Genomic DNA, 19,878 nt, shown 5'->3' on the forward strand with positions numbered 1-19,878 from the left:
AGCGCCTTTGTGCGCTTGTTCGGCCGTTCGCCGGCGGGCGACTTCGCAAAGAATAGATCGGACCCGTCCACCGTTTCACCATGGCTACCTCTTCTCCCGCCGCCACCGCGGCTGCGTCGGTCGCGACCGACCCGCCGGCCTCGCGCCGCACCTCGAAACTGCTGATCGGGCTCGTGGCCGCTCTCGGCCTGGCCGTGGCCGGCGCGGCGGCGTACGTCTTCGTGCTGCCCCGCTTCACCGAGCACGCCGCCGCCGAGACGGCCAAGGCGCCGGTGCCCGAGAAACCCATCTTCCTGCTGCTGGAGCCGCTGACCGTCAACCTGCAATCGGAAGGCCGCTCGCGCTTCCTGCAGATCGGCATGGCGCTGAAGGTGCGCGACGAGCAGGCCAAGGCGCAGATCGTGGAGTTCATGCCCGAGCTGCGCAGCCGCCTGCTGGTGCTGCTGTCGAACCGCCCGCCCGAATCGCTGGTCACCTCGGAAGACAAGGCCCGGCTGGCCACGGAGATCCACGGCGCGCTGAACGCACCGCTGGCCGAGGGCCTGCCCGAGCTGGGCATTGCGAGTGTGTCCTTCAACTCCTTCGTCGTGCAGTGACGACGATGCCCGTTTGCGGACCCGCGATCCATGGCGTATGAACAGGTGCTCTCCCAGGACGAGGTCGATGCGCTGCTGCAGGGCGTCACCGGCGGCGACCTCGACCAGGCCGCCGCACCCGCGCCGCCGCCCGACGGCCTGCCGGCCTACGACCTCGGCGCGCCCGACCGCGTGGTGCGCAACCGCATGCACACGCTGGAGGTCATCAACGACCGCTTTGCGCGCGGCCTGCGCAGCGCGCTGCTGAACTTCATGCGCCGCAGCCCCGACATCTCGGTCGGGCCGGTGCAGATCCAGCAGTTCGGCGAGTTCGTGCGGCATCTGCCGGTGCCCGCGAACATCAACATGGTCCACATGAAGCCGCTGCGCGGCACCGCCCTCTTCGTGTTCGACCCGAAGCTGGTGTTCCTCGTGGTGGACAACCTGTTCGGCAGCGACGGGCGCTACCACGTGCGCGTGGAAGGGCGCGACTTCACGCGCACCGAGCAGCGCATCATCAAGCGCCTGCTCGACCTGTCGCTGCAGTGCTACGGCGATGCGTGGCAGCCGGTGTTTCCGCTGGCCTTCGACTACGTGCGCGCCGAGATGCACGGCAAGCTCGCCAACATCGTGGCGCCCAACGAGGTGGTGATCAACACCACGCTGCAGATCGAGTTCGGCCCCATCGGCGGCTTCCTGCATGTGTGCCTGCCCTACTCGATGATCGAGCCGATCCGCGACCTGCTGTCCAACCCGATCCAGGACGAGGTCGAGGTCGACAAGCGCTGGGTCACGCAGATGTCGCGCCAGATGCAGGCCGCCGACGTCGAGCTCACCGCCGACTTCGTGACCATGCCCTCGACGCTGGGCGAGGTGATGAAGCTGCGCGTGGGCGACGTGATTCCCATCGAGCTGCCGGCGACGGTGGTCGCCAAGGTCGGCGGCGTGCCCGTGATGGCCTGCGGCTACGGCACCTCCAACGAGCGCTACGCCCTGCGCGTGCAACACATGATCTCCCACCAAGACAGCGATTCGAAGAACGACCATGACTGACAACACCTCTGCCGCCAGCGACGCGGACGACTGGGCCAGCGCACTGGCCGAGCAGACCGCGGCCAGTGCGCCCGCGCCCGACCCGGCCGTGGCCCCCGCAACGGCGCAGGTCTTCCAGCAGATCCAGGATGCACCGGCTGCATCGGCCGCCACGCCCGTGGACATCGCGCGCGTGCTCGACGTGCCCGTGCAGCTCACCGCCGAGATCGGCCGCACGCGCATCACCATCAAGAACCTGCTGCAGCTGTCGCAGGGCTCGGTGGTCGAGCTCGACGGCCTGGCCGGCCAGCCGCTGGACGTGCTGATCAACGGCTACCTCATTGCGCAGGGCGAGGTGGTGGTGGTGAACGAGAAGTACGGCATCCGCCTGACCGACATCGTCACGCCCTCCGAGCGCATGCAGAAGCTCGCGCGCGCATGAACCTGGCGCGGGTGTCTTCGCTGCTTGCGCGGAGCACCGCGCTGCTCGCATTGGGCTTTCATGCGGCGCATGCGGCCTTGCCCACCGTGCCCGCGCCGGTGCGCGAAGCCGCGCCTCCCGCTGCGGTCGGCGGCGCGGGCTTGCTGCAGGCGGGCTTCGGCATGGCGGCAGTCGTCGGCCTGATCTTCCTGTGCGCGTGGCTGGCGCGGCGCTTCGGCCTGCAGCGGCTGGGCGGCGGCCAGGTGGTGAAGGTGGTGTCCACCGCCATGGTCGGCCCGCGCGAGCGCGTGGTCGTGGTGGACGTGGCCGGCCAGTGGCTGGTGCTGGGCGTCACCAGCAGCCAGGTCCGCACACTGCACACGCTGCCGGCGCAGGCCACGCCTGCGGCAGTCACACCCCTGTCGCCACAGAACCCGGTGGGCCTGTTCGCCCAGAAGCTGCGCGATTCGCTCGCGGGCAAGGCACGCTCCACGCCATGACACGCCCCGCCCTGCACCGCGGCCTGCGCACCGCCTTGCTGCTGCTCGCCGCCACGCTGCCCACCGCCGCGTGGACGCAGGGGCTGCCCGGCCTCACGAGCACGCCGGGCCCCGGCGGCAGCCAGACCTGGTCGCTGAGCGTGCAGACGCTGGTGCTGCTCACCTCGCTCACCTTCCTGCCCGCGCTGCTGCTGTCGATGACCAGCTTCACGCGCATCCTCATCGTGCTGGGCCTGCTGCGCACCGCCATCGGCACGCAGACCTCGCCGCCCAACCAGATCCTGGTGGGGTTGTCGCTGTTCCTCACCTTCTTCGTGATGTCGCCGGTGTTCGACAAGGCCTACACCGAGGCCTACGTGCCCTTCTCGGAAAGCAAGCTCAGCGCCGAAAAAGCGCTGGAGCGCGGCATCGCACCCTTCAAGACCTTCATGCTCAAGCAGACGCGCGAGACCGACCTGGCGCTGTTCGCGCGGCTCGCCAAGGCGCCCGAGATGCAGGGGCCCGAAGACGTGCCGCTGCGCATCCTGCTGCCGGCCTTCGTGATCAGTGAGCTGAAGACGGCGTTCCAGATCGGCTTCACCATCTTCATTCCCTTTCTCATCATCGACCTCGTGGTGGCGAGCGTGCTGATGTCGATGGGCATGATGATGGTGCCGCCCGCGTCCATCGCGCTGCCCTTCAAGCTGATGCTGTTCGTGCTGGCCGACGGCTGGCAGCTGCTGATCGGTGCGCTCTCTCAGAGCTTCTACTTATGACGCCCGAATCCGTCATGACCATGGGCCACCGGGCCATGGAAATCTCGCTGCTGCTGGGTGCGCCGCTGCTGCTGGTGGCGCTGGTGATCGGCCTGGTGGTCAGCATCTTCCAGGCGGCCACGCAGATCAACGAGGCCACGCTGTCCTTCATTCCCAAGCTGCTCGCGGTGTTCGCGACGCTGGTCATCGCCGGGCCGTGGATGCTCGACCGCATGCTCGACTACATGCGCGCCCTGTTCGCCAGCATCCCGCAGATGCTGGCGTGACGCCCTCGGTTTTCTCCGTCACCTCGGGCCAGCTCGAGGCCTGGCTGGTGGCCTTTCTCTGGCCCTTCGTGCGCATGCTGGCCATGGTCTCCACGGCGCCGGTGTTCGGCGAGCCCTGGGCGACGCGCCAGGTGAAGGTGGGCATCGCCGCCGTGCTCACGTTGGTGATCTCGCCCACGCTCGGGCCGCTGCCGGCGGTGCCCGTGGTGTCGGCGGGCGGCCTCTGGATCATCGTGCAGCAGGTGCTGATCGGCGCCGCCATGGGCTTCTCGATGCGCCTCATCTTCACGGCCGTGCTGGCCGCGGGCGAGTACATCGGCCTGCAGATGGGCCTGTCGTTCGCGTCCTTCTTCGACCCCATGAGCCACGGCAGCACGATGGTGGTGTCGCGGTTGCTGAACATGCTGGCGATGCTGATCTTCATGGCGCTGGACGGCCACCTGCTCATGCTGGAGGCGCTGGCCGCGAGCTTTCACACGCTGCCCATCGCCGATGCGCCGCTGGCGGCCGGCGGCTGGATGTTCCTGGTGCTCGCGGCCGGCGACATCTTCGCGAGCGGCCTGCTGCTGGCGCTGCCGCTGATCACCGCGCTGCTCACGCTCAACCTCGCCATGGGCATCCTGAACCGCGCCTCGCCGCAGTTCAGCATCTTCGCAGTGGGCTTTCCGCTCACGCTGCTGGCGGGGCTGGTGATGCTGCAGCTGCTGATGCCGCACCTGGCGGCGTTCCTGGAGCCGCGGTTTGCGGAGTCGCTCTCGAACATGCTGCGGTTCACGCAGGGGTTGCGGCGCTGAGGGGATGACGCGCCACTCCCACTAAGATGATTCCGGCCGCAACACGGAAGATCGCGCATGTCACACCCCATTTATCTGTCCAGCTCCTCCCTGCCCCGGATGCCGGAAGGCAGCCGCAACGAATGGCGCAGCTTCTTCGGCGACGGCGCCGAGCTGGAGGCCAACGCGTTCTTCCCGCTGTTCTGGCGGGCACTCTTCAGCACCAGCGACATCCGGTACGCGCGCTTCATCGACGAATACGACATCGACGACGAAGCCTCGGCCGTCGACCGCGAGGAATGCATCGAGGATTTCGGCGCCGACGCGACTTACCCCTACCTCGTCATTGACAAGGCCGCAGCGGTTGCGCGGCTGGCGACACGGCGTGAAGCGATCCTCGGCGCCGTCGGAGAACGCTACCGCCCGATCTACGCGTCCTTTGAAGCACTGATTGCGCAGCACTTCGGGGACTACCTCCTGCTGCGCACCTCTGGCCTGCCAGATGCGGCCGACGCCGAGCCATGGCTGCGCGCCGATCTTGGGGACATCGACGGTCTCCACGACGGCAAGGCGCTCGAAAGCCTGATGTCGGATCTTGCGAGACACGATGCGGACCCGGTCTGGACATTGAGCGGCCTCGCATCATCCAGCGATGGCGCCTGGCCCACGCCGGCGTTGCGAGAGCACTTCCCCGACCCGCGACAACGGAAGGCCCGCAGACCGCCGACAACAACACAGCAGATCGACGAACACGATCGCGCGTTCGCGGAACCCAAGGCGCACGCTGCCAAGAGCTGGCTCGACCCCGCCCTGGAATGGCTGGGCGCCTTCGTGGCGGCGGGTGCGGCCTTGGGCGCCTATTACTTCACCCAATCCACCTGGCTGGCCGTGCTGGCATTCTTGTGCGTCGCCGTGGCCTTGGGCTTCGGCATTGCGAGGCTGCGCACCCCGAGACGATGAGCGCGGCCGTGGCCCCGGGCCGTCCACGAGCTCGCTGCCTCTACATCGCGCGAAACAGGTGCCCGAACGCCCGGCTGACCTTGAGCGGTCGCGCCAGGCCCCGCACCGACAGGCTGTAGCGCCCGTTCTCGTCGCGGGTGGCGCTCACGACGCAGTGGGTGTTGACGAGCACGCCGCGATGCACCTGCGTGAAGTCGGTGGCGTCGATCCGCGACACCAGATCGCGCAGGCTCATGCGCACCAGCGCCTCGCCCTGGGCCGTGACGACATTGACGTACTTCTCGGCGGCTTCCAGGCAGATCACCTCCGAGACCGGAATCATCCGCACGGTGTTGCCGACGCCGGCGCGGATGACCTTGATCTTTTCGGGCGCGTCCGCCGGATCGGTGATCGACTGAACGCGCTCCATCAGGGCCGCCATGCCACCGGCCGCCGGTGTCCGCGCGCGCTCGTGCAACCTTTGCTTCAGGCGTTGCACGCAGACCTGCAGGCGTTCGAGCGTCGCCGGCTTGAGCATGTAGTCCATCGCCGCATGCTCGAACGCCGAGATCGCGAAGTTGTCGTACGCGGTGATGAAGACGAAGAGCGGTTCGGCCTGGTCGTCGGGCCACTCGTCAGCGACGGCCTCGGCGACTTCCAGGCCGGTCTTGCCCGGCATCTTGATGTCCAGGAACATCACATCGGGCGCCAGGGTCTGGGCCAGTTCGATCGCCTTCAGGCCATCGTCGGCGACGCCCACGATCTCCAGCTCGGGCCAGGCTTCGTGCAACAGCCGCTGCAGCGTTCTCGACAGCACCGGTTCATCTTCGGCAATCACGCCGCGCCACGCGCTCACGATGGAATCCTCACGACCGCGCGAACGCCGCACGGCGATCGGGCCTGCAGAGACAGGGACGCACGCAAGCCATAGAGGGCCTGGAGGCGGTCACGCACATTTTTCAGTCCGGCCCCGCAGACCTCGTCGCTACCCGAAGCGGGCAGGTGCGGCGACAAGCCCAGACCGGAATCGTCTACCGCGACCTCGATGCCGCCCTCGATCGAACGTGCCAGCACTTCGACGCCACCTGCGCCCAACTTCGGCTCCAGGCCGTGCCTGATGGCGTTCTCGACCAGCGGCTGCAACAGCATCGGCGGGATGGCGATCCGTTCCAGCTCGGCGGGCAGGTCGAGCCGATAGGCCAGCCTGGGCCCCATGCGCAAGGACATGATGTCGAGGTACGACCTCAGCTGGGCGAACTCCGACTGCAGCGTCGTCACCTCGTCGCGTGACGCGGCATGCGTGCTGCGCAGGTAGACGATCAGCTGGTCGATCATGCGCTCGGCCTGTCGGGGGTCCTCGTCGACGAGCGAGCGCAGAGTCGCCAGCGTGTTGAACAGCATGTGGGGCTCGAGTTGCGCGCGCAGCAGCCGCAGTTCCGATTCGGTAGCCAGGCGCTGGGCGTCGGATCGGGCGACCGCCTCCTTGGCAAGCTGGTCACGCGTCGCAGCGACGTAGAGGACGAACATGGCCAGCACCAGGCCGAATGCGAACGCCACCATGTAGTCGCTGCCGTGACCCACGACGCGGCCGATCGGTTCGCCCAATATCAGGAGCGCGACCAGGTGACCGCCGAAGTACCCCGTCGGGATGGCGATCGCGCCGGTCAGAAGCCAACGGGGCAGCGCCTGCATTCGCCGCAGTCGTCCAAAGCGGCCCAGCACCGCGACGCACGCGATGAACACCATGCCGACACATTCGACGAAGACAAACAGGCGCGCCGGCGTTTCGAGTGCAGGAGCGGCCCAGAAGAGCAGCCCGGCCGCGATCGCGCACAGCAGGAACGAACTGGCCGTCAGCCGCGCGGCGCCCAGCCAGCGGGCGGGAATGGGTGAATCAACGCGGATCACGGGTGGCCGTCGGCTGCATGCATCGCGCCACTTTAGAGGTTGGCACGCCATGCCGCCACCGATCCAGAGCCGGTGGGGGCGAGTTTGTCCTCGAGCCGTCGTTTGAGGGGACCGAACGGCGACCGCTCGATACCGTCTCACGACCGTTGGCACCCTCGGTTGGACGTTTGGGCGCCAAACCGGATGCGCGCCTGGCTGCGGCCGCCGACAGTGCGGACCTCACCACCCGGGAGTCCCCATGCAACGATCTTCTTCTCTTTCGCACACGCTGCTTTGCACTGCGGCCGCCGTCTGCGCGGCCCTCGTCACGACGAACGCACAGGCCTTCGACGGCATCGTGGAAAAGCAGGTGTTCAACCTGCCCACCTACACGACCGTGAACGGCCAGGTCATCAAGGGCGTGCGCATCGGCTATGAAACCTATGGCCGTCTGAATGCGGCGCGAGACAACGTGATCCTCATCAATCACTTCATCACCGGCACCTCGCACGCCGCCGGCCGGTATGCGGCGAGCGACGCCGCGCCGGGTTACTGGGACACGATCATCGGCGCCGGCCTGCCGATCGACACCGATCGGTTCTTCGTCATCGCGACCGACGCGTTGGCCAACCCCAATCGCGCATCGGCCACCGTCGTCAGCACCGGCCCCGCCAGCATCGACGCCGCCACCGGCCAGCCGTATGGCCCGCGCTTCCCGGTGCTGGCGGCGCGGGACACGGTGGAAGTGCAGAAGGCCCTGCTCGATGCGTTGGGCATTCGAACCCTCTACGCCGTGGCCGGCGCGTCGGCCGGCGCCTGGATGTCGGTGGAATGGGCCTCGGCCTACCCGGAGCGCGTGCAACGCCTGGTGTCCATCGTGGGTCCTGGCGTCGACAGCCCGGCCTACGCCATCGCCAAGATGAGCTCGTGGGGCGCGGCCGTGCGGCTGGACCCGAACTGGGCCCACGGCGACTACCACGGCAAGGCCGAGCCGCTGGCCGGCATGACGCAGGCCATGCGGCTGGTCACGCTCGACGCACTCAGCTTCGCCTGGGCCGACAAGGCTTTCGGTCAGAAGTGGGCCGACCCGGGCAAGAACCCCGGCGAAGCGGCTGCAAACCAGTTTGCGGTCGATGCCACCCTCGAGAAGATCGGCGAAGCGCGTGCCAAGGGCATGGACGCCAACAGCTGGCTGTACACGCTGAAGGCCTTGCAGTTGCCCAGCGCCAAACCAGAACGCATCAAGGCCAGGTCGCTGTTCGTGGGCATCAGCTCGGACCAGATCTTTCCGCCGCTCCTGTCCAAACGAGCCGTGGAGATCCTCAAGGCGCAGGGCACGCCGGCAGAGTATGTCGAGATGAACAGTCCCAATGGCCACGCCGATGCACTGGGTGCCACCATCGGCCTGGCCGGGCCGGCGATTGCGTCGCTCCTGGCGAAGTAGGCAGGCGGTGAGTGGCCGAACCAGGACCTTGGGTCTGCGGCGTTGTCGGGGGGCGTTCGGTCGGGAAGAGGACGCCGGCTTCTTTCAAATTCCGTCCACCAGTTTTCTGGAATCGCGCGATGGATGCAGGCTTTCTTTTGGAGGCTGAAGGAGCCATTCCTCAGGCAAATTGCGCCAGCCCATGCCCGACGGACCAGTTCTCCCTGGGTGCATCGGCAAGGGTCACGAACACGTCCTCCGGCCGTATCCCCGGACTCTCGGCCAGCAGCTGCGCGATGCGCTGGAACAGCGCCTTCTTCTGCTGCGCGGTGCGCGTGTTGAAAACGGTGATCTCGATGTACAGGAGATCGTCGCTGCGCGCGACGCCAAAGGCGCCTCCATATCGGAAGTTGGCGGCCTCGTGCTCGGTGATCGTCATGAACTGGTCGTCTTGCGGCACGTTCAACGTGTCGCGCAGGGCGCGATAGAGGCTGTCGAAGATCGCCTGCCGGTAGGCCTCGGGCTTTCCCGCGCGCATCGAGATGTGAATGGTGGGCATCGCTACTCCGGTCATCTTGGAACAGCGGATGTTATGTATTCAGATTTGCTATTGATACTTATCTCAATAACAATCTTTTGTCATGACTGATCGCCCGCTGGATCTCGATGCCGTTCAGGCCTTCGTTCGCATCACCGAGCTGGGCAGCTTCACGCGCGCCGCGGAAGTCATGCAGACCACGCAGGCAGGAATCAGCCTGAAACTGAAACGCCTGGAAGACAGGCTGGGCTGCCGGCTCCTGGAACGCACACCGCGGCACGTGGAACTGTCGGCGCGCGGTGCCGCCTTCCTGGGACATGCCCGGGAACTCCTGGCGGTCCACGATCGCACGCTGGCCGCCTTTGCCAGCGCCCGCCAGCGACTGACCATCGGCATCAGCGACCACGTGGCAGGCCCGGAGTTGCCCGCGCTGATCGCCCGCATGAACGCGCAAGACGCGCAGCTGCTGATCGATATCCGGATCGGCTCGTCGGGCGATCTGCTCCAGAGCTACGACCGACGCGAACTCGACACGGTCATCGTCCGGTTGCATGCCGGACGCACGGACGGGAAGCTTCTGACGCAGGAGCGCTTCGGCTGGTTCGCTGCCGCAGGCTGGCAGCATCGCGTGGGCGAGCCCCTGCCGCTGGCCACGATGGCGCAGCCCTGCGGCGTGCGCGCGCTGGCGGAGCAGCTTCTGGACACGGCCGGCATCCCGTGGACCGAGGTGTTCGTGGGGGGCGGCGTCGCGGCCGTGGCGGCGGCGGTGGTGGCCGGACTGGGGGTCGCTGCGTTGGCGCCGCGCATGCTGCCCCTGGGCTGCGTCGACGTGGGGCCGAAGCTGGGTCTGCCCGACCTGCCGCGCCTGCCGGTCCTGCTGCACTCCAGGGTCCGGGAGGCTCGGGCGCACGAGGCCGTGGACGCCCTGTCTGCGGCGTTCAGGAGCGTGGCGAGAAACTGAGCCGACCGCGTCAGGGCGCGCGTTCGTCCACCACGAAGCCCCAGAAATCGTCGTCGCAGTGGATGCAATGGTCCAGGAAGGATTGCATGCCGCTGGCGTGGAACCACACCAGGCCCTGCGCCTCGTCGCACAGCGCATCGGCCTGCGCGTCCAGGCCGAGCGATGGGAGGTGGGCCAGTTCCATGTCGGCCAGAAATTCCTGCGTGTCCAGCTTACCTGCAAAGAGGTCGTGGTCGAGGCTGGCGATCCTGCCCTTGTGCCGGCCGTGCAGCACCTCCACGAACGGGTTGCCCGCAGGGTCGCTGCCGATGTCCAGGAACCAGTCGGCCAGCAGGCTCTCGGCCTGCAGCGTCTCCAAGTCGCAGTGGGGGTCCGAGGCGCCGAAGCTGTTGAGCACGCGGAAGTTGGCATGCGACGCGCTGCTCGCCGTGCCGTCTGGCTGCACATAGGCAGCGATGTCGCCGGCCTGCTCCATCTCGTACAGCGAGAAGCCGTTCTGGGTTCGCAGGAAGGTGGCGTAGGCGTCGGAGAAACCGAGGCGGCGCTGCAGCGCGTCGACCGCTTGTGCGCAGGCCGGTGCGCGGCCGAAGGGATTGGGGAAAAGTACTTTCATGGCGTTCGCTGCAGCCTAACGCGGATCACGGCACACCGGCCCCGCGTCGCTTTCGTGCACCGCCCCTATCGGCCAGGCAGGTTCAGGCCGTAGATCAGCATGTCCTCGAAGACGCCCCGGTGGTTCACGTGCTTCACCAGGCGCCCCTCCGGGAGGAACCCGGCCTTCTGCATGACGCGCTCGGAGCCGATGTTGCGCGGCAGGCAGCTGCAGACGATGCGGCTGATGCCGAGCTCGCTGTGTGCGTAGCGGATCGCGGCGCCGACCGCTTCGGAGCAGATGCCGCTCGACCAATGCGCAAAGGCGACCCAGTAGCCCAGCTCGGCGCGGCGATGCAGTGCGGACATGTGGGCCAGCTGCACCGCGCCCAACAGCTCGCCCGTGTCGGCGCTGGTCACGGCATAGATGACGTCGGTTCCCGCGCGGAACGCGGGAGCGTGCGAGGCGATCCATTCGCTGGCCACGCCATCCGGATACGGGTGGGGCACGTGCGCGGTCGGCTCGGCGACGCGCACATCGCCTGCGATGCGTTGCACGTCATCGGCGTCGTCAGGATCGAACGGGCGCAGGACGAGACGGGAGGTTCGGAGCTGAGGTTGCATGGCGGGGTTCGGGTTCAACGTCGCTTGCGTGGCCAGGGGGCCATTCTGGGCCAGAAGCCGAACCGCGAGAATGCGGGCAACAGACACTTCAGAGGAGCTCGCCTTGACCACCGTCGCCATCACCCCCGCCATCCACGTCAGCAACAGCAAGGGCTTTGTCCTGTTCGGCGGCGTGAACGTCCTCGAGTCGAAAGACATGGCCCTGCGTGCCGCGGAAGAGTACGTGCGGGTCACGCAGAAGCTCGGCATTCCCTATGTCTTCAAGGCGAGCTTCGACAAGGCCAATCGCTCGTCCATCCATTCCTACCGGGGCCCTGGCCTGGAAGAAGGCCTGAAGATCTTCGAGGCCGTCAAGGCGGCGTTCGGCGTGCCGGTCATCACCGACGTGCACGAGCCCTGGCAGGCGAAACCCGTCGCCGAAGTGGTGGACGTTCTGCAGCTGCCCGCGTTTCTCGCGCGCCAGACCGACCTGGTCGTCGCGCTGGCCCAAACCGGCAAGGTCATCAACGTCAAGAAGCCCCAGTTCCTGAGCCCGACGCAGGTGCTCAACATCGTCGAGAAGCTCAAGGAGGCGGGGAATTCTTCCGTCATCCTGTGCGACCGCGGCACCTGCTTCGGCTACGACAACCTGGTGGTGGACATGCTCGGCTTCGGCACCATGAAGAAGGTCACCGGGGACCTGCCGGTCATCTTCGACGTGACGCATTCGCTCCAGCAACGCGAGGCCAACGCCATCGCCTCCGGCGGGCGGCGCGAGCAGGTGGCCGAGCTGGCGCGTGCGGGCCTGGCGGTGGGCCTGGCGGGCCTCTTTCTCGAAGCGCACCCCGACCCGGCGCAGGCCAAGTGCGACGGTCCCAGCGCCCTGCCGCTGGACCAGCTGGAGCCTTTCCTCACGCAGCTGAAGACGTTGGACGACCTGGTGAAGTCGTTCGCGCCCCTTCACATCCGCGCCTGAACAGGACGCTCCCGCAGGGGCCTCTAGCGGCTGTCGAGGCGGGCCTTCATGTAGCAGGCCCGCAGCAGCGCCTGTTCGCGATGGGGATCGTGCAGGCCATTGCCCATCGGCCGGGTCCGGCTCGCCGCCTCCTGCAACGCTCCGGCGTGGTACTCGGCCAGCGACTGGGGCGGGACGGCCAGCGCGCCTGCGGCGTATTCGACCCTGGCTTTTTCCGTCATCCAGCCCTGCACCCGCTCGCGAGACCCTGTGTGCGTGCGGCGGTAGTAGCGGTCGGCCTCCACCTCCGATTGATAGAAGGTGTCGATGGCGGTCCGCAGGGCGTCCGAGCAGCGCGACATCAGCATGTCCACGGAGGGTTCGCTGCGCGAGGATGCTCTCGCCGCGGAAGCGCTGCCCGCCTGAACCGTCGGGCGTTCCGGCGCCGCGGCCTCGTTCGGCATGGCGGCCGAGTCACAGTTCCTCGCGCCCGAATGCCTGCATTCGGAGACGAGCCGCACGTATTCCTGCTGATAGACCTTGCGCGTGGCCGCGCGATCTTCGGGCGTCAGGTTGCCGCAGCTGCGATCGAGGTACTCGATCATCGTGTAGTTGTGGACCCGGTCCGCACTAGGACCCGAGGCCTGCGTGGCGCGTTGCTGCAGCGCCTTGCATTCTTCCGAGGAGGCGCGCGTTCGCTGGGAAGGTGCCGGGTTTCCGGCCTTCGCTTCCTTCTCGGAGAAGCAGTACCCCCGGTAGCCTCGCCCCTCCACGTACCGCCAGCGGCCCGTGCCCCGGTGCTTGGTCGCGCAGGCCCACCAGTGCACGGTGCCGTGCAGGAGGTTGCCCTCCTTCTTGCCAGGGCCCAATGTGCTGAGTCCGCCGTTGGGGCACTGGAAGGCCTCGGAGCTGTCGAAGAAGTGCTTGGTCTGCCGCGGGTTCTCGACGCAGAAGCCGACGTCGACGCTGTAGTTGCACTGGTTGAAAAGCGTGCTGTCCTTGCCGACGACGCAATGGCTGTCGGTGCCGTCGTTCGCGGCCAGGGCGGGCAAGGCCGTGCCCAGCAGGAAGACGCTCAGGGCCAGGGTGCGAACGATCGGCATGCTTTTCTCCTCCAGGATGGCGCCTGAATCTAGCCCGACGATTCGCAAACGAAATACCGCTTTTGTGGGAGGCCACGGGAACCGGTGGCCCGCCTCGCAAAACGCAGGTGGAGAAGCAATCCCACGCCAACGGCAGGCAGCGTGCTTCCTGCCTCGTGTTCATCGCACCCGCGATGTCTCGCTTCTATTCCTCCGGCCTGACGTCCATTCCCAGCGCCTCGGCGATGGTCAAGGCTTGCACGGCGGTGATGACTGCGCCTTGGAGCTGCACGTGCTGCGGTTCGAGTGCGCTCAGGTCACTGCCGCGCAGGTCGCAGCGCGAGAGGTTGGCGCTGTGCAGCCAGGCCCCCGACAGATCGACATCGCGAAGCACGCCGCCGTCGCACCGTGCGCCCGTGAGGTCGACCTCGCGCATCCGTGTGCCGTTGAACGACGCCTTGCGCAAGTCGGCACCCGGAAGGCCGGCAAACGACCAGTCGCCGCCGACCGCCTTCATCACCTCGAACATGCAGCCATCGAACATGCAGCCATCGAACATGCTGCCGATGAACTTGCAATCGATGAAGCTGGCGTCGAAGAACTTGCAGGCGACAAACGTGCAATTGACGAAAGCCGCCTCCGTGTGGACCGACGCATTGAAGCGCGCGCTCCGGAACGTGCAGTCGGTGAACACCGAGCCGGTGTTCCTGGCCTCCGTGAGGTCGAGATCGCTGAACAGGACGGCGGTGTAGGTTTGCCGGTCGATGTCTTTCCCGTACCAGCGCTCTCCAGCCAGCGTGGTCCGGGTCGCAGGTGCCGGTGCCCCATATGCACGTTCGGCCATGGATCGATTCTCCGAGGAAGGTGGGGGTGGTGCGCGGCTGCCAGGCGGACGACCGGCGGCAGCCAGTCGACGCATTCTGCCCGCGTCCATCGCGACGATCGGCTTCCCCCTCCAGTGGCCGGCACGCAGCCGCTGGCCACCCACCCTCACAGGTAGTTGAAAAGCGAAATGCTGTTCAGCTTGGCAAACGTCATCTGCGTTGCCTGCAGCGACGACTGCCGCTGGTAGAACTCGGAAATCGCCGTGTACGGATCGAGGTCCTCGATCGACGACAGGTAGCTTTCTTCCTGCAGCTTGTTCATCGCACCGGCACTGTCGAGCGCCTGCAGCTCGACCTGGCGCGAGCCCACCGACGACAGCACGGTGAGCACGTTGTCGTGCGCGTTCGTGACCTTCACGTTGGCGGTGCTCAAGGCGTTGCGCAGCTGCGCCTGGGCCGCCGCGCCGCCGCCGTTGAGCGGTGCGCGCAGCGCTGTCACCAGCTCGCCCAGGGCCGCGAAGATGTCGGTGCCGGCGTTCTGTGCGGTCGACACGTCGAAGCTGTCGCCGTTGGCCGGCGTGCCGCTGATGGCGATCTGCACGCCGCCGAACGAGATCGGGGTGCCGGCGGTGAACGGGCCGCTCGCGGCCACCACGGGCGGCGTGTCCTTGGTCATCACCGTGTAGTCGGTGCCGGTGAAGCGGATCGTGAAGTCCTTGCCGTAGTTCGGTGCGGTGGCGTCGGTGATGCTCACCGCGCCGAACACGCCCGAGCCGGTGTTGGCGGGTGAGCCCGAGGTCACATAGCCCGCACCGCCCTGCACCGACTGGAAGATGCTGCGGCCGTCGTCCGAGGTCGACATCTGGCGCGCCACGTCGATCTGCATCAGCCGCTCGCCCTGGTCGCCCACGTACTGCACGCCGCCGCCGGCAGCCATCACGAAGGGCGGGCTGCCGCTCTTGTAGCCGGCGAACAGGTACTGGCCGCTGCCGTTGTCGCTGTTGGCCACACCCACGAGCTGCTCCAGGCTGCTCTGGATGGCCGTGGCGAGCGAAGCGCGGTCGGCGTCCGACAGGCCGCCGCCGCCGGCTTGCACGACCAGCGTCTTCACGTGCTGCAGGATCGACGTCACCGAGTCGAGCGCGTTCTCTTCGGTCGACAGCGCCAGCGCCGCGCGTTGGCGGCTGGTGGCGAACTGGGCGCCCTCCGCCAGCGTCTGGCTCACGCCGAGCGCGCGCGCCGCGCCCACCGGGTCGTCGCCGGCCGACAGGAACTTGGAGTTGGTCGCCAGCTGCTGCTGGACCTTGAACAGCTTCTGCTGCTGCAGGCCCATCGACTGCAGGCTCTGTTCGTAGAAGGATTGGGTGCTGATGCGCATCGCGGGTCCTGGAATCTGTGCGGAGGTGAACGACTAGCTGCGGATGCCGAGGATGGCGTCGAACATCGCCGAGGCGGTCTGGATCACCTTGGCGTTGGCCTGGTACATCTGCTGGAACATCAGCAGGTTGCCGGTTTCCTCGTCCTGCACCACGCCGGAAATCGCGCGCTGGCTGGCCTTGATCTGGCCGGTGACGCTGTCCTGCGTGACGGCGGCCACCTTGATCGACATGGCGCGGTTGCCGACGTCGCTCACCAGCTGCGAGTAGGCGCCGTTGAAGGTCGCGGTGCCGTTCGACATCGTGGTCTTGCGCTGCAGCGCGCCCAGCAGCAGCGCGTTGCCGCCGTCGGAGACGCCGCCGGTGTTCTTGCCGATGGTGAAGGTGTCGCCCTGCGCGGGCGCGCCCGTCATGGCCACGGTGATGCCGTCGAAGCTCATCTTCGCGCCGGCCGTGTACGGCACGGGCGTGCCGGCCGGGTAGCTGGTGGCGGTGCCGTCGGCGCGCGTGACGGTCACGGCCGAGCCGGCCGGAAAGCCCGACAGCGTGCCGGTGCCCGCGTTGAAGCTCAGCGTGACGTTGCCGGCCAGCGGCGAGCCCGGGTAGGCCGCATCGACGGTGGCCGCGCCCAGTGCGCCGCTGCCCTTGTTGCCCGCGGTGTTGCCGGTGATCACGGGCGACGCGGCGGCCACCTTGGCCGGGTCGCGCACCAGCACCTCGAGATCGCGCGCGCCGGTGCGCGTGGGCTGCACCAGGAACGAATCGCCCGCCTGCGCCGTGCCGCTCGCGGCCGTGAGGCTCACGCCGTCGAAGCTGATCGGGAAGGTGGTGAAGCTGCCCATCGGCGTCTTGTCCGAGAGCCGCGTGACCGTGTAGGTGAGCGTGCCTCCCACGTCGGTGACGCTCACGTTGTAGTCGCTCGTGGTGAGCTTGGACGCATCGGTCAGCGTGGCGCCAAGCTCGAGGTTGCCGCTGTTGCCGGCGTTGGCGATCGTGCCCGGCACGGCCTGCGAGAAGAAGTTCTGGCCCAGTGCGCCGTTCAGGTCCACGCCCAGCTTGTGCTGCGCGTTCACCGCGTCGGCCACCGACATGGCGAGCCGGCCGATGGCGTTCTGCGTGGGGATCAGCGTGTCCTTGCGAAAGGCCATGAGGCCGCCGAGCACGCCGCCGGTGAAGGCGCTGTCGTCGAGCTCGACGGTGTTGCCGGCAAAGCCCGACAGGGCCACCACCTGGCGCGTGGGGTCGGCCGACGACGTCACCGCCGCCATCTTGGAGGCATGGTCGCCCACCACCAGCGACTGGCCGGTGGCGATGAACACGTTGTACTTGCCGTCGTCCTGCTGCAGCACGCGCACGTCGACCACCTGGCTCAGCTCGCTCACGAGCTGGTCGCGCTGGTCGAGCAGGTCGTTCGGCGCCTGGCCGCCGGCCACCGCGCTCATCTGGCTGATCTGCTGGTTCAGGCTGGCGATCTTGGCGGCGTAGGTGTTGATCTGGCTCACGCTGCCCACGATCTGCTCGTTGACCGAGGTGTTCAGGTCCGACAGGTACTGGTCGGTCGCGCGGAACTTGCTGGCCAGCGACTGCGCCGCGCTGATCATCTGCTGGCGCGCCGCCGGGTCGGCCGGCGTGTTGGCCACGCCCTGCACGCTGGTGAAGAAGCTCTGCATCAGCGGCGCGATGCCCGAGGTCTTGTCGGCCAGCAGCTGGTCGATGCGGTTGACCTGCACGCCGTTGGTGGCCAGCGCGGCCGACTGCGACTGCGCGGTGGCCAGCTGCGCCGTGAGGTAGCGGTCGTAGCTGCGCGACACGGTCGTCACGTTGGCGCCCGAGCCGATGAAGCCCGAGCCGCTGGCAATGCCGCCGGCGGAGGCGATCTGCGCGATCTGGCGGCTGTAGCCGGCCGTGTACACGTTGGCGGTGTTGTGGGCCGTGGTCATCAGCGCGGTGCGGGCGACCGCGAGGCCGCTCAGACCTGTGTAGAACATGCTTCCGGACATAAGGCTTTACCTGTCAAAGGGGTGTGGGGGAGCGGCATCACGCGATGCCTCCCCATGGTTATCGGCAGCGCGCGCCCGAAGTTGAGGGCGCACACATTCATGCCGTCTTTCTCAGAACTCCGACCAGTCGCCCTTGGCATCGCCGGCCATGGCCAGCTGCGGCGTCCCGGTGGGTTCGCGGCGCGTGGGCAGCGCCTTGGCACGCGGCTTGGGCGTCGGCTTCGGCGGCTTGGGAATCGGCGTGATGCGCGTGAAGCTGGCGCGGGTCGTCGCGACCGCGTTCGCGTCGAGCTTGAAGACGCTCACGGCCTGCACGAGGGCGCCGGCCTGCTCCTGCAGCGACTGCGCGGCGGCCGAAGCTTCTTCGACCAGCGCCGCGTTCTGCTGCGTCACCTGGTCCATCTGCGTGATCGCCTGGTTGATCTGCTCGATGCCCGAGGTCTGTTCCTGGCTCGCCGCCGTGATCTCGCCCATGATGTCGGTCACGCGCTTGACGCTGCCCACGATCTCTTCCATCGTGCGGCCGGCTTCTGCGACCTGCTTGCTGCCTTCTTCGACCTTTTCCACCGAGTCGCCGATCAGGGTCTTGATTTCCTTCGCAGCGGCTGCGGAGCGTTGGGCGAGGCTGCGGACTTCTGATGCGACCACCGCAAAGCCACGGCCTTGTTCACCGGCGCGAGCGGCTTCCACCGCCGCATTCAGCGCGAGGATGTTGGTCTGGAACGCGATGCCGTCGATCACGCCGATGATGTCGACGATCTTTTTCGACGAGGCGTTGATCGATCCCATCGTGTCCACGACCTGCGAGACCACGGCGCCGCCCTTCACTGCAACTTCCGAAGCCGACACCGCCAGCTGATTGGCTTGACGCGCGTTGTCCGCGTTCTGCTTCACCGTCGAGGTCAGCTCTTCCATCGATGCCGCCGTCTGCTCCAGCGAACTCGCCTGCTCTTCCGTGCGCGACGACAGGTCCTGGTTGCCCGAAGCGATCTGCCCCGAGGCCGTGGCGATGGTCTCCGTGCCCGTGCGCACTTCACCCACCACCTTCGCGAGATTCGCGTTCATGTCCTTCAGTGCCTGCATCAGCTGGCCCGTCTCGTCGCGGCTGTCCACGCGGATGTTCGCGCTCAGGTCGCCGGCCGCCACCGTCTCGGCCACGCCCACGGCCTTGGCCAGCGGGCGCACGATGCTGCGCGAGATGAAGAAGGCGAACAGGCCGCCCAGCAACACCGTGAGCGCCGTCAGCAGCAGCCGCAGGTTGAAGCTCTTCGCATTCGCCGCGTCGATGGCGTGGCTCATGTCGTCGATGGCGCGGCGCTCGATGGCCAGCAGTTCGAGCACGCGGTTCTCGTAGGCCTTGGCGGCCGGCTGAAACGACAGCTGGTAGGCGCGCACGGTCTCGACCGTGTTGCCGCTGGCCTTGGCGCGGGTCACCTCGTCCTTGGCGGCCTGGTACTTGGCGCGCAGCTCGACGATGGACTTGTAGGTCGCTTTTTCTTCGTCGGTGACCAGCAGCGCCTCGACCTTGGCCATGGTCTCGCTGCCCTTCTTCACGCTCTCGGAGATCACGTCGGCGAACAGCATCGGCAGCGCCTCGTCGGTGGTGCGCGCGATCATCGAGGTGCGCGCGATGGCCGAGTAGGTCAGCACGTACCAGTCGGAAATGAGCCGCTCCTTGGCCAGCGGGCTCTGCATCATGATGCGCGTGGCTTCGGCGTTCTTGTGCGCCGACATCAGCCCCACGGCGCTGGAGATGAGCGTCAGCCCCAGCACGATGGCGAAGGCAAGGGTCAGGCGGGTGCCGATGCGCAGGTTCGAAAAGAATGTCATGGGATGGTCCTCAAACGGTGGCGGCGGCTTCGATGAGGCCCATTTCTTCGCTGGACATCAGCCGGTCGATGTCCACCAGGATCAGCATGCGTTCGTCCAGCGTGCCCAGGCCGATCAGGTAGTCGGTGTCGAGCACCGAGCCCATCTCGGGCGCCGGCTTGATCTGCTCGGCCGTGAGCGTGATCACGTCGGACACGCTATCGACCACCATGCCCACCACACGGCCCGAGATGTTCAGCACGATCACCACCGTGAACTGGTCGTAGGTGGGCGCGCCCAGCTCGAACTTGATGCGCATGTCGATGATCGGCACGATGATGCCGCGCAGGTTGACCACGCCCTTGATGTAGTCCGGCGCGTTCGCGATGCGCGTCACGGCGTCGTAGCCGCGCAGCTCCTGCACCTTCTGGATGTCGATGCCGTATTCCTCGTCGCCGAGCTTGAAGGTCACGACCTCCAGGCGGTTGGCCACGGCGGACGCGGACGGGGCCGCGCCGTTCGATCGCGGCGATGTGTCTCTGGTGTTGTTCAACATGTGTTCTTCTCC

The 19,878-nt window shown here is 67.3% G+C and carries 22 protein-coding genes; 11 read left to right on the forward strand and 11 right to left on the reverse strand.

Annotation, left to right across the window (positions count from 1 at the left end):
- Positions 1 to 80: 80 nt before the first annotated feature.
- The 8 genes from fliL to AC3WQR_RS08955 are packed head-to-tail and all read left to right on the forward strand — an operon-like array spanning position 81 to position 5,282.
- On the forward strand, positions 81 to 596 hold the full coding sequence (gene fliL / locus AC3WQR_RS08920; RefSeq protein ID WP_492741778.1) for a flagellar basal body-associated protein FliL: 516 nt from the start codon (positions 81 to 83) through the stop codon (positions 594 to 596).
- 30 nt (positions 597 to 626) lie between these two features.
- Complete coding sequence (gene fliM, locus AC3WQR_RS08925; RefSeq protein WP_062469328.1) at positions 627 to 1,628, forward strand: flagellar motor switch protein FliM; 1,002 nt, start codon at positions 627 to 629, stop codon at positions 1,626 to 1,628.
- On the forward strand, positions 1,621 to 2,049 hold the full coding sequence (gene fliN, locus AC3WQR_RS08930) for a flagellar motor switch protein FliN (protein ID WP_492741779.1): 429 nt from the start codon (positions 1,621 to 1,623) through the stop codon (positions 2,047 to 2,049). The genes fliM and fliN overlap by 8 nt, the downstream gene beginning before the upstream one ends.
- Positions 2,046 to 2,528 carry a flagellar biosynthetic protein FliO gene (gene fliO / locus AC3WQR_RS08935; protein ID WP_492741780.1) on the forward strand — a complete coding sequence of 161 codons (483 nt, stop codon included), beginning with the start codon at positions 2,046 to 2,048 and terminating at the stop codon, positions 2,526 to 2,528. Before fliN ends, fliO begins: the two co-directional genes overlap by 4 nt.
- Positions 2,525 to 3,283 carry a flagellar type III secretion system pore protein FliP gene (fliP, locus tag AC3WQR_RS08940; protein WP_492741781.1) on the forward strand — a complete coding sequence of 253 codons (759 nt, stop codon included), beginning with the start codon at positions 2,525 to 2,527 and terminating at the stop codon, positions 3,281 to 3,283. Before fliO ends, fliP begins: the two co-directional genes overlap by 4 nt.
- Positions 3,280 to 3,549: a flagellar biosynthesis protein FliQ gene (gene fliQ, locus AC3WQR_RS08945; protein WP_062469313.1), complete on the forward strand. Its 270-nt coding sequence runs from the start codon at positions 3,280 to 3,282 to the stop codon at positions 3,547 to 3,549. Before fliP ends, fliQ begins: the two co-directional genes overlap by 4 nt.
- Positions 3,546 to 4,343 carry a flagellar biosynthetic protein FliR gene (gene fliR, locus AC3WQR_RS08950; RefSeq protein WP_070061550.1) on the forward strand — a complete coding sequence of 266 codons (798 nt, stop codon included), beginning with the start codon at positions 3,546 to 3,548 and terminating at the stop codon, positions 4,341 to 4,343. Before fliQ ends, fliR begins: the two co-directional genes overlap by 4 nt.
- Positions 4,344 to 4,400: 57 nt before the next feature.
- Positions 4,401 to 5,282 (forward strand): hypothetical protein, encoded by an 882-nt coding sequence (locus AC3WQR_RS08955; protein WP_492741782.1) that lies wholly within the window; start codon positions 4,401 to 4,403, stop codon positions 5,280 to 5,282.
- Between the two features lie 40 nt (positions 5,283 to 5,322).
- Here the strand turns inward: AC3WQR_RS08955 and AC3WQR_RS08960 are convergent, their stop codons facing one another.
- Together AC3WQR_RS08960 and AC3WQR_RS08965 are read right to left on the reverse strand one after the other, a co-directional pair.
- A complete protein-coding gene (locus tag AC3WQR_RS08960) occupies positions 5,323 to 6,117 on the reverse strand; it encodes a LytR/AlgR family response regulator transcription factor (protein WP_492741783.1) in 795 nt (264 codons plus the stop codon).
- Positions 6,114 to 7,169 (reverse strand): sensor histidine kinase, encoded by a 1,056-nt coding sequence (locus tag AC3WQR_RS08965; RefSeq protein WP_492741784.1) that lies wholly within the window; start codon positions 7,167 to 7,169, stop codon positions 6,114 to 6,116. Before AC3WQR_RS08965 ends, AC3WQR_RS08960 begins: the two co-directional genes overlap by 4 nt.
- Positions 7,170 to 7,407: 238 nt before the next feature.
- Between AC3WQR_RS08965 and AC3WQR_RS08970 the strand changes: the two genes are divergently transcribed.
- Positions 7,408 to 8,592, forward strand: coding sequence for an alpha/beta fold hydrolase (locus AC3WQR_RS08970; protein WP_492741785.1), 1,185 nt, complete (start codon positions 7,408 to 7,410; stop codon positions 8,590 to 8,592).
- Positions 8,593 to 8,752: 160 nt separating this feature from the next.
- Here AC3WQR_RS08970 and AC3WQR_RS08975 read toward each other — a convergent pair whose 3' ends face one another.
- Positions 8,753 to 9,130 carry a tautomerase family protein gene (locus AC3WQR_RS08975; protein WP_492741786.1) on the reverse strand — a complete coding sequence of 126 codons (378 nt, stop codon included), beginning with the start codon at positions 9,128 to 9,130 and terminating at the stop codon, positions 8,753 to 8,755.
- 82 nt (positions 9,131 to 9,212) lie between these two features.
- On the opposite strand from AC3WQR_RS08975, the gene AC3WQR_RS08980 reads away from it, so the two are divergent.
- Positions 9,213 to 10,070 (forward strand): LysR family transcriptional regulator, encoded by an 858-nt coding sequence (locus tag AC3WQR_RS08980; protein ID WP_492741787.1) that lies wholly within the window; start codon positions 9,213 to 9,215, stop codon positions 10,068 to 10,070.
- 10 nt (positions 10,071 to 10,080) lie between these two features.
- Here AC3WQR_RS08980 and AC3WQR_RS08985 read toward each other — a convergent pair whose 3' ends face one another.
- Positions 10,081 to 10,683, reverse strand: coding sequence for an SMI1/KNR4 family protein (locus AC3WQR_RS08985; protein WP_492741788.1), 603 nt, complete (start codon positions 10,681 to 10,683; stop codon positions 10,081 to 10,083).
- A 65-nt stretch (positions 10,684 to 10,748) separates the two neighbouring features.
- Positions 10,749 to 11,435 (reverse strand): GNAT family N-acetyltransferase, encoded by a 687-nt coding sequence (locus AC3WQR_RS08990; protein ID WP_492741789.1) that lies wholly within the window; start codon positions 11,433 to 11,435, stop codon positions 10,749 to 10,751.
- On the opposite strand from AC3WQR_RS08990, the gene kdsA reads away from it, so the two are divergent.
- Positions 11,389 to 12,240 (forward strand): 3-deoxy-8-phosphooctulonate synthase, encoded by an 852-nt coding sequence (gene kdsA, locus AC3WQR_RS08995; protein ID WP_492741790.1) that lies wholly within the window; start codon positions 11,389 to 11,391, stop codon positions 12,238 to 12,240. The two genes, AC3WQR_RS08990 and kdsA, sit on opposite strands and share 47 nt — an antisense overlap.
- Before the next feature lie 23 nt (positions 12,241 to 12,263).
- Here the strand turns inward: kdsA and AC3WQR_RS09000 are convergent, their stop codons facing one another.
- The 6 genes from AC3WQR_RS09000 to AC3WQR_RS09025 form a co-directional block, all read right to left on the reverse strand.
- Entirely contained in the window at positions 12,264 to 13,322 is a 1,059-nt protein-coding gene (locus tag AC3WQR_RS09000) for a hypothetical protein (RefSeq protein ID WP_492741791.1), read from the reverse strand.
- 184 nt (positions 13,323 to 13,506) lie between these two features.
- Positions 13,507 to 14,145 (reverse strand): pentapeptide repeat-containing protein, encoded by a 639-nt coding sequence (locus AC3WQR_RS09005; protein WP_492741792.1) that lies wholly within the window; start codon positions 14,143 to 14,145, stop codon positions 13,507 to 13,509.
- A gap of 146 nt (positions 14,146 to 14,291) precedes the next feature.
- Positions 14,292 to 15,503 carry a flagellar hook-associated protein FlgL gene (gene flgL / locus AC3WQR_RS09010; protein WP_492741793.1) on the reverse strand — a complete coding sequence of 404 codons (1,212 nt, stop codon included), beginning with the start codon at positions 15,501 to 15,503 and terminating at the stop codon, positions 14,292 to 14,294.
- A gap of 33 nt (positions 15,504 to 15,536) precedes the next feature.
- Entirely contained in the window at positions 15,537 to 17,489 is a 1,953-nt protein-coding gene (gene flgK, locus AC3WQR_RS09015; RefSeq protein ID WP_492741794.1) for a flagellar hook-associated protein FlgK, read from the reverse strand.
- Positions 17,490 to 17,612: 123 nt separating this feature from the next.
- On the reverse strand, positions 17,613 to 19,331 hold the full coding sequence (locus AC3WQR_RS09020; protein WP_095946608.1) for a methyl-accepting chemotaxis protein: 1,719 nt from the start codon (positions 19,329 to 19,331) through the stop codon (positions 17,613 to 17,615).
- A gap of 10 nt (positions 19,332 to 19,341) precedes the next feature.
- Positions 19,342 to 19,866: a chemotaxis protein CheW gene (locus AC3WQR_RS09025; protein WP_307586301.1), complete on the reverse strand. Its 525-nt coding sequence runs from the start codon at positions 19,864 to 19,866 to the stop codon at positions 19,342 to 19,344.
- Positions 19,867 to 19,878: the final 12 nt, after the last annotated feature.

This window comes from Variovorax sp. FW305-3-2-15-B-LB1, from assembly GCF_058787635.1.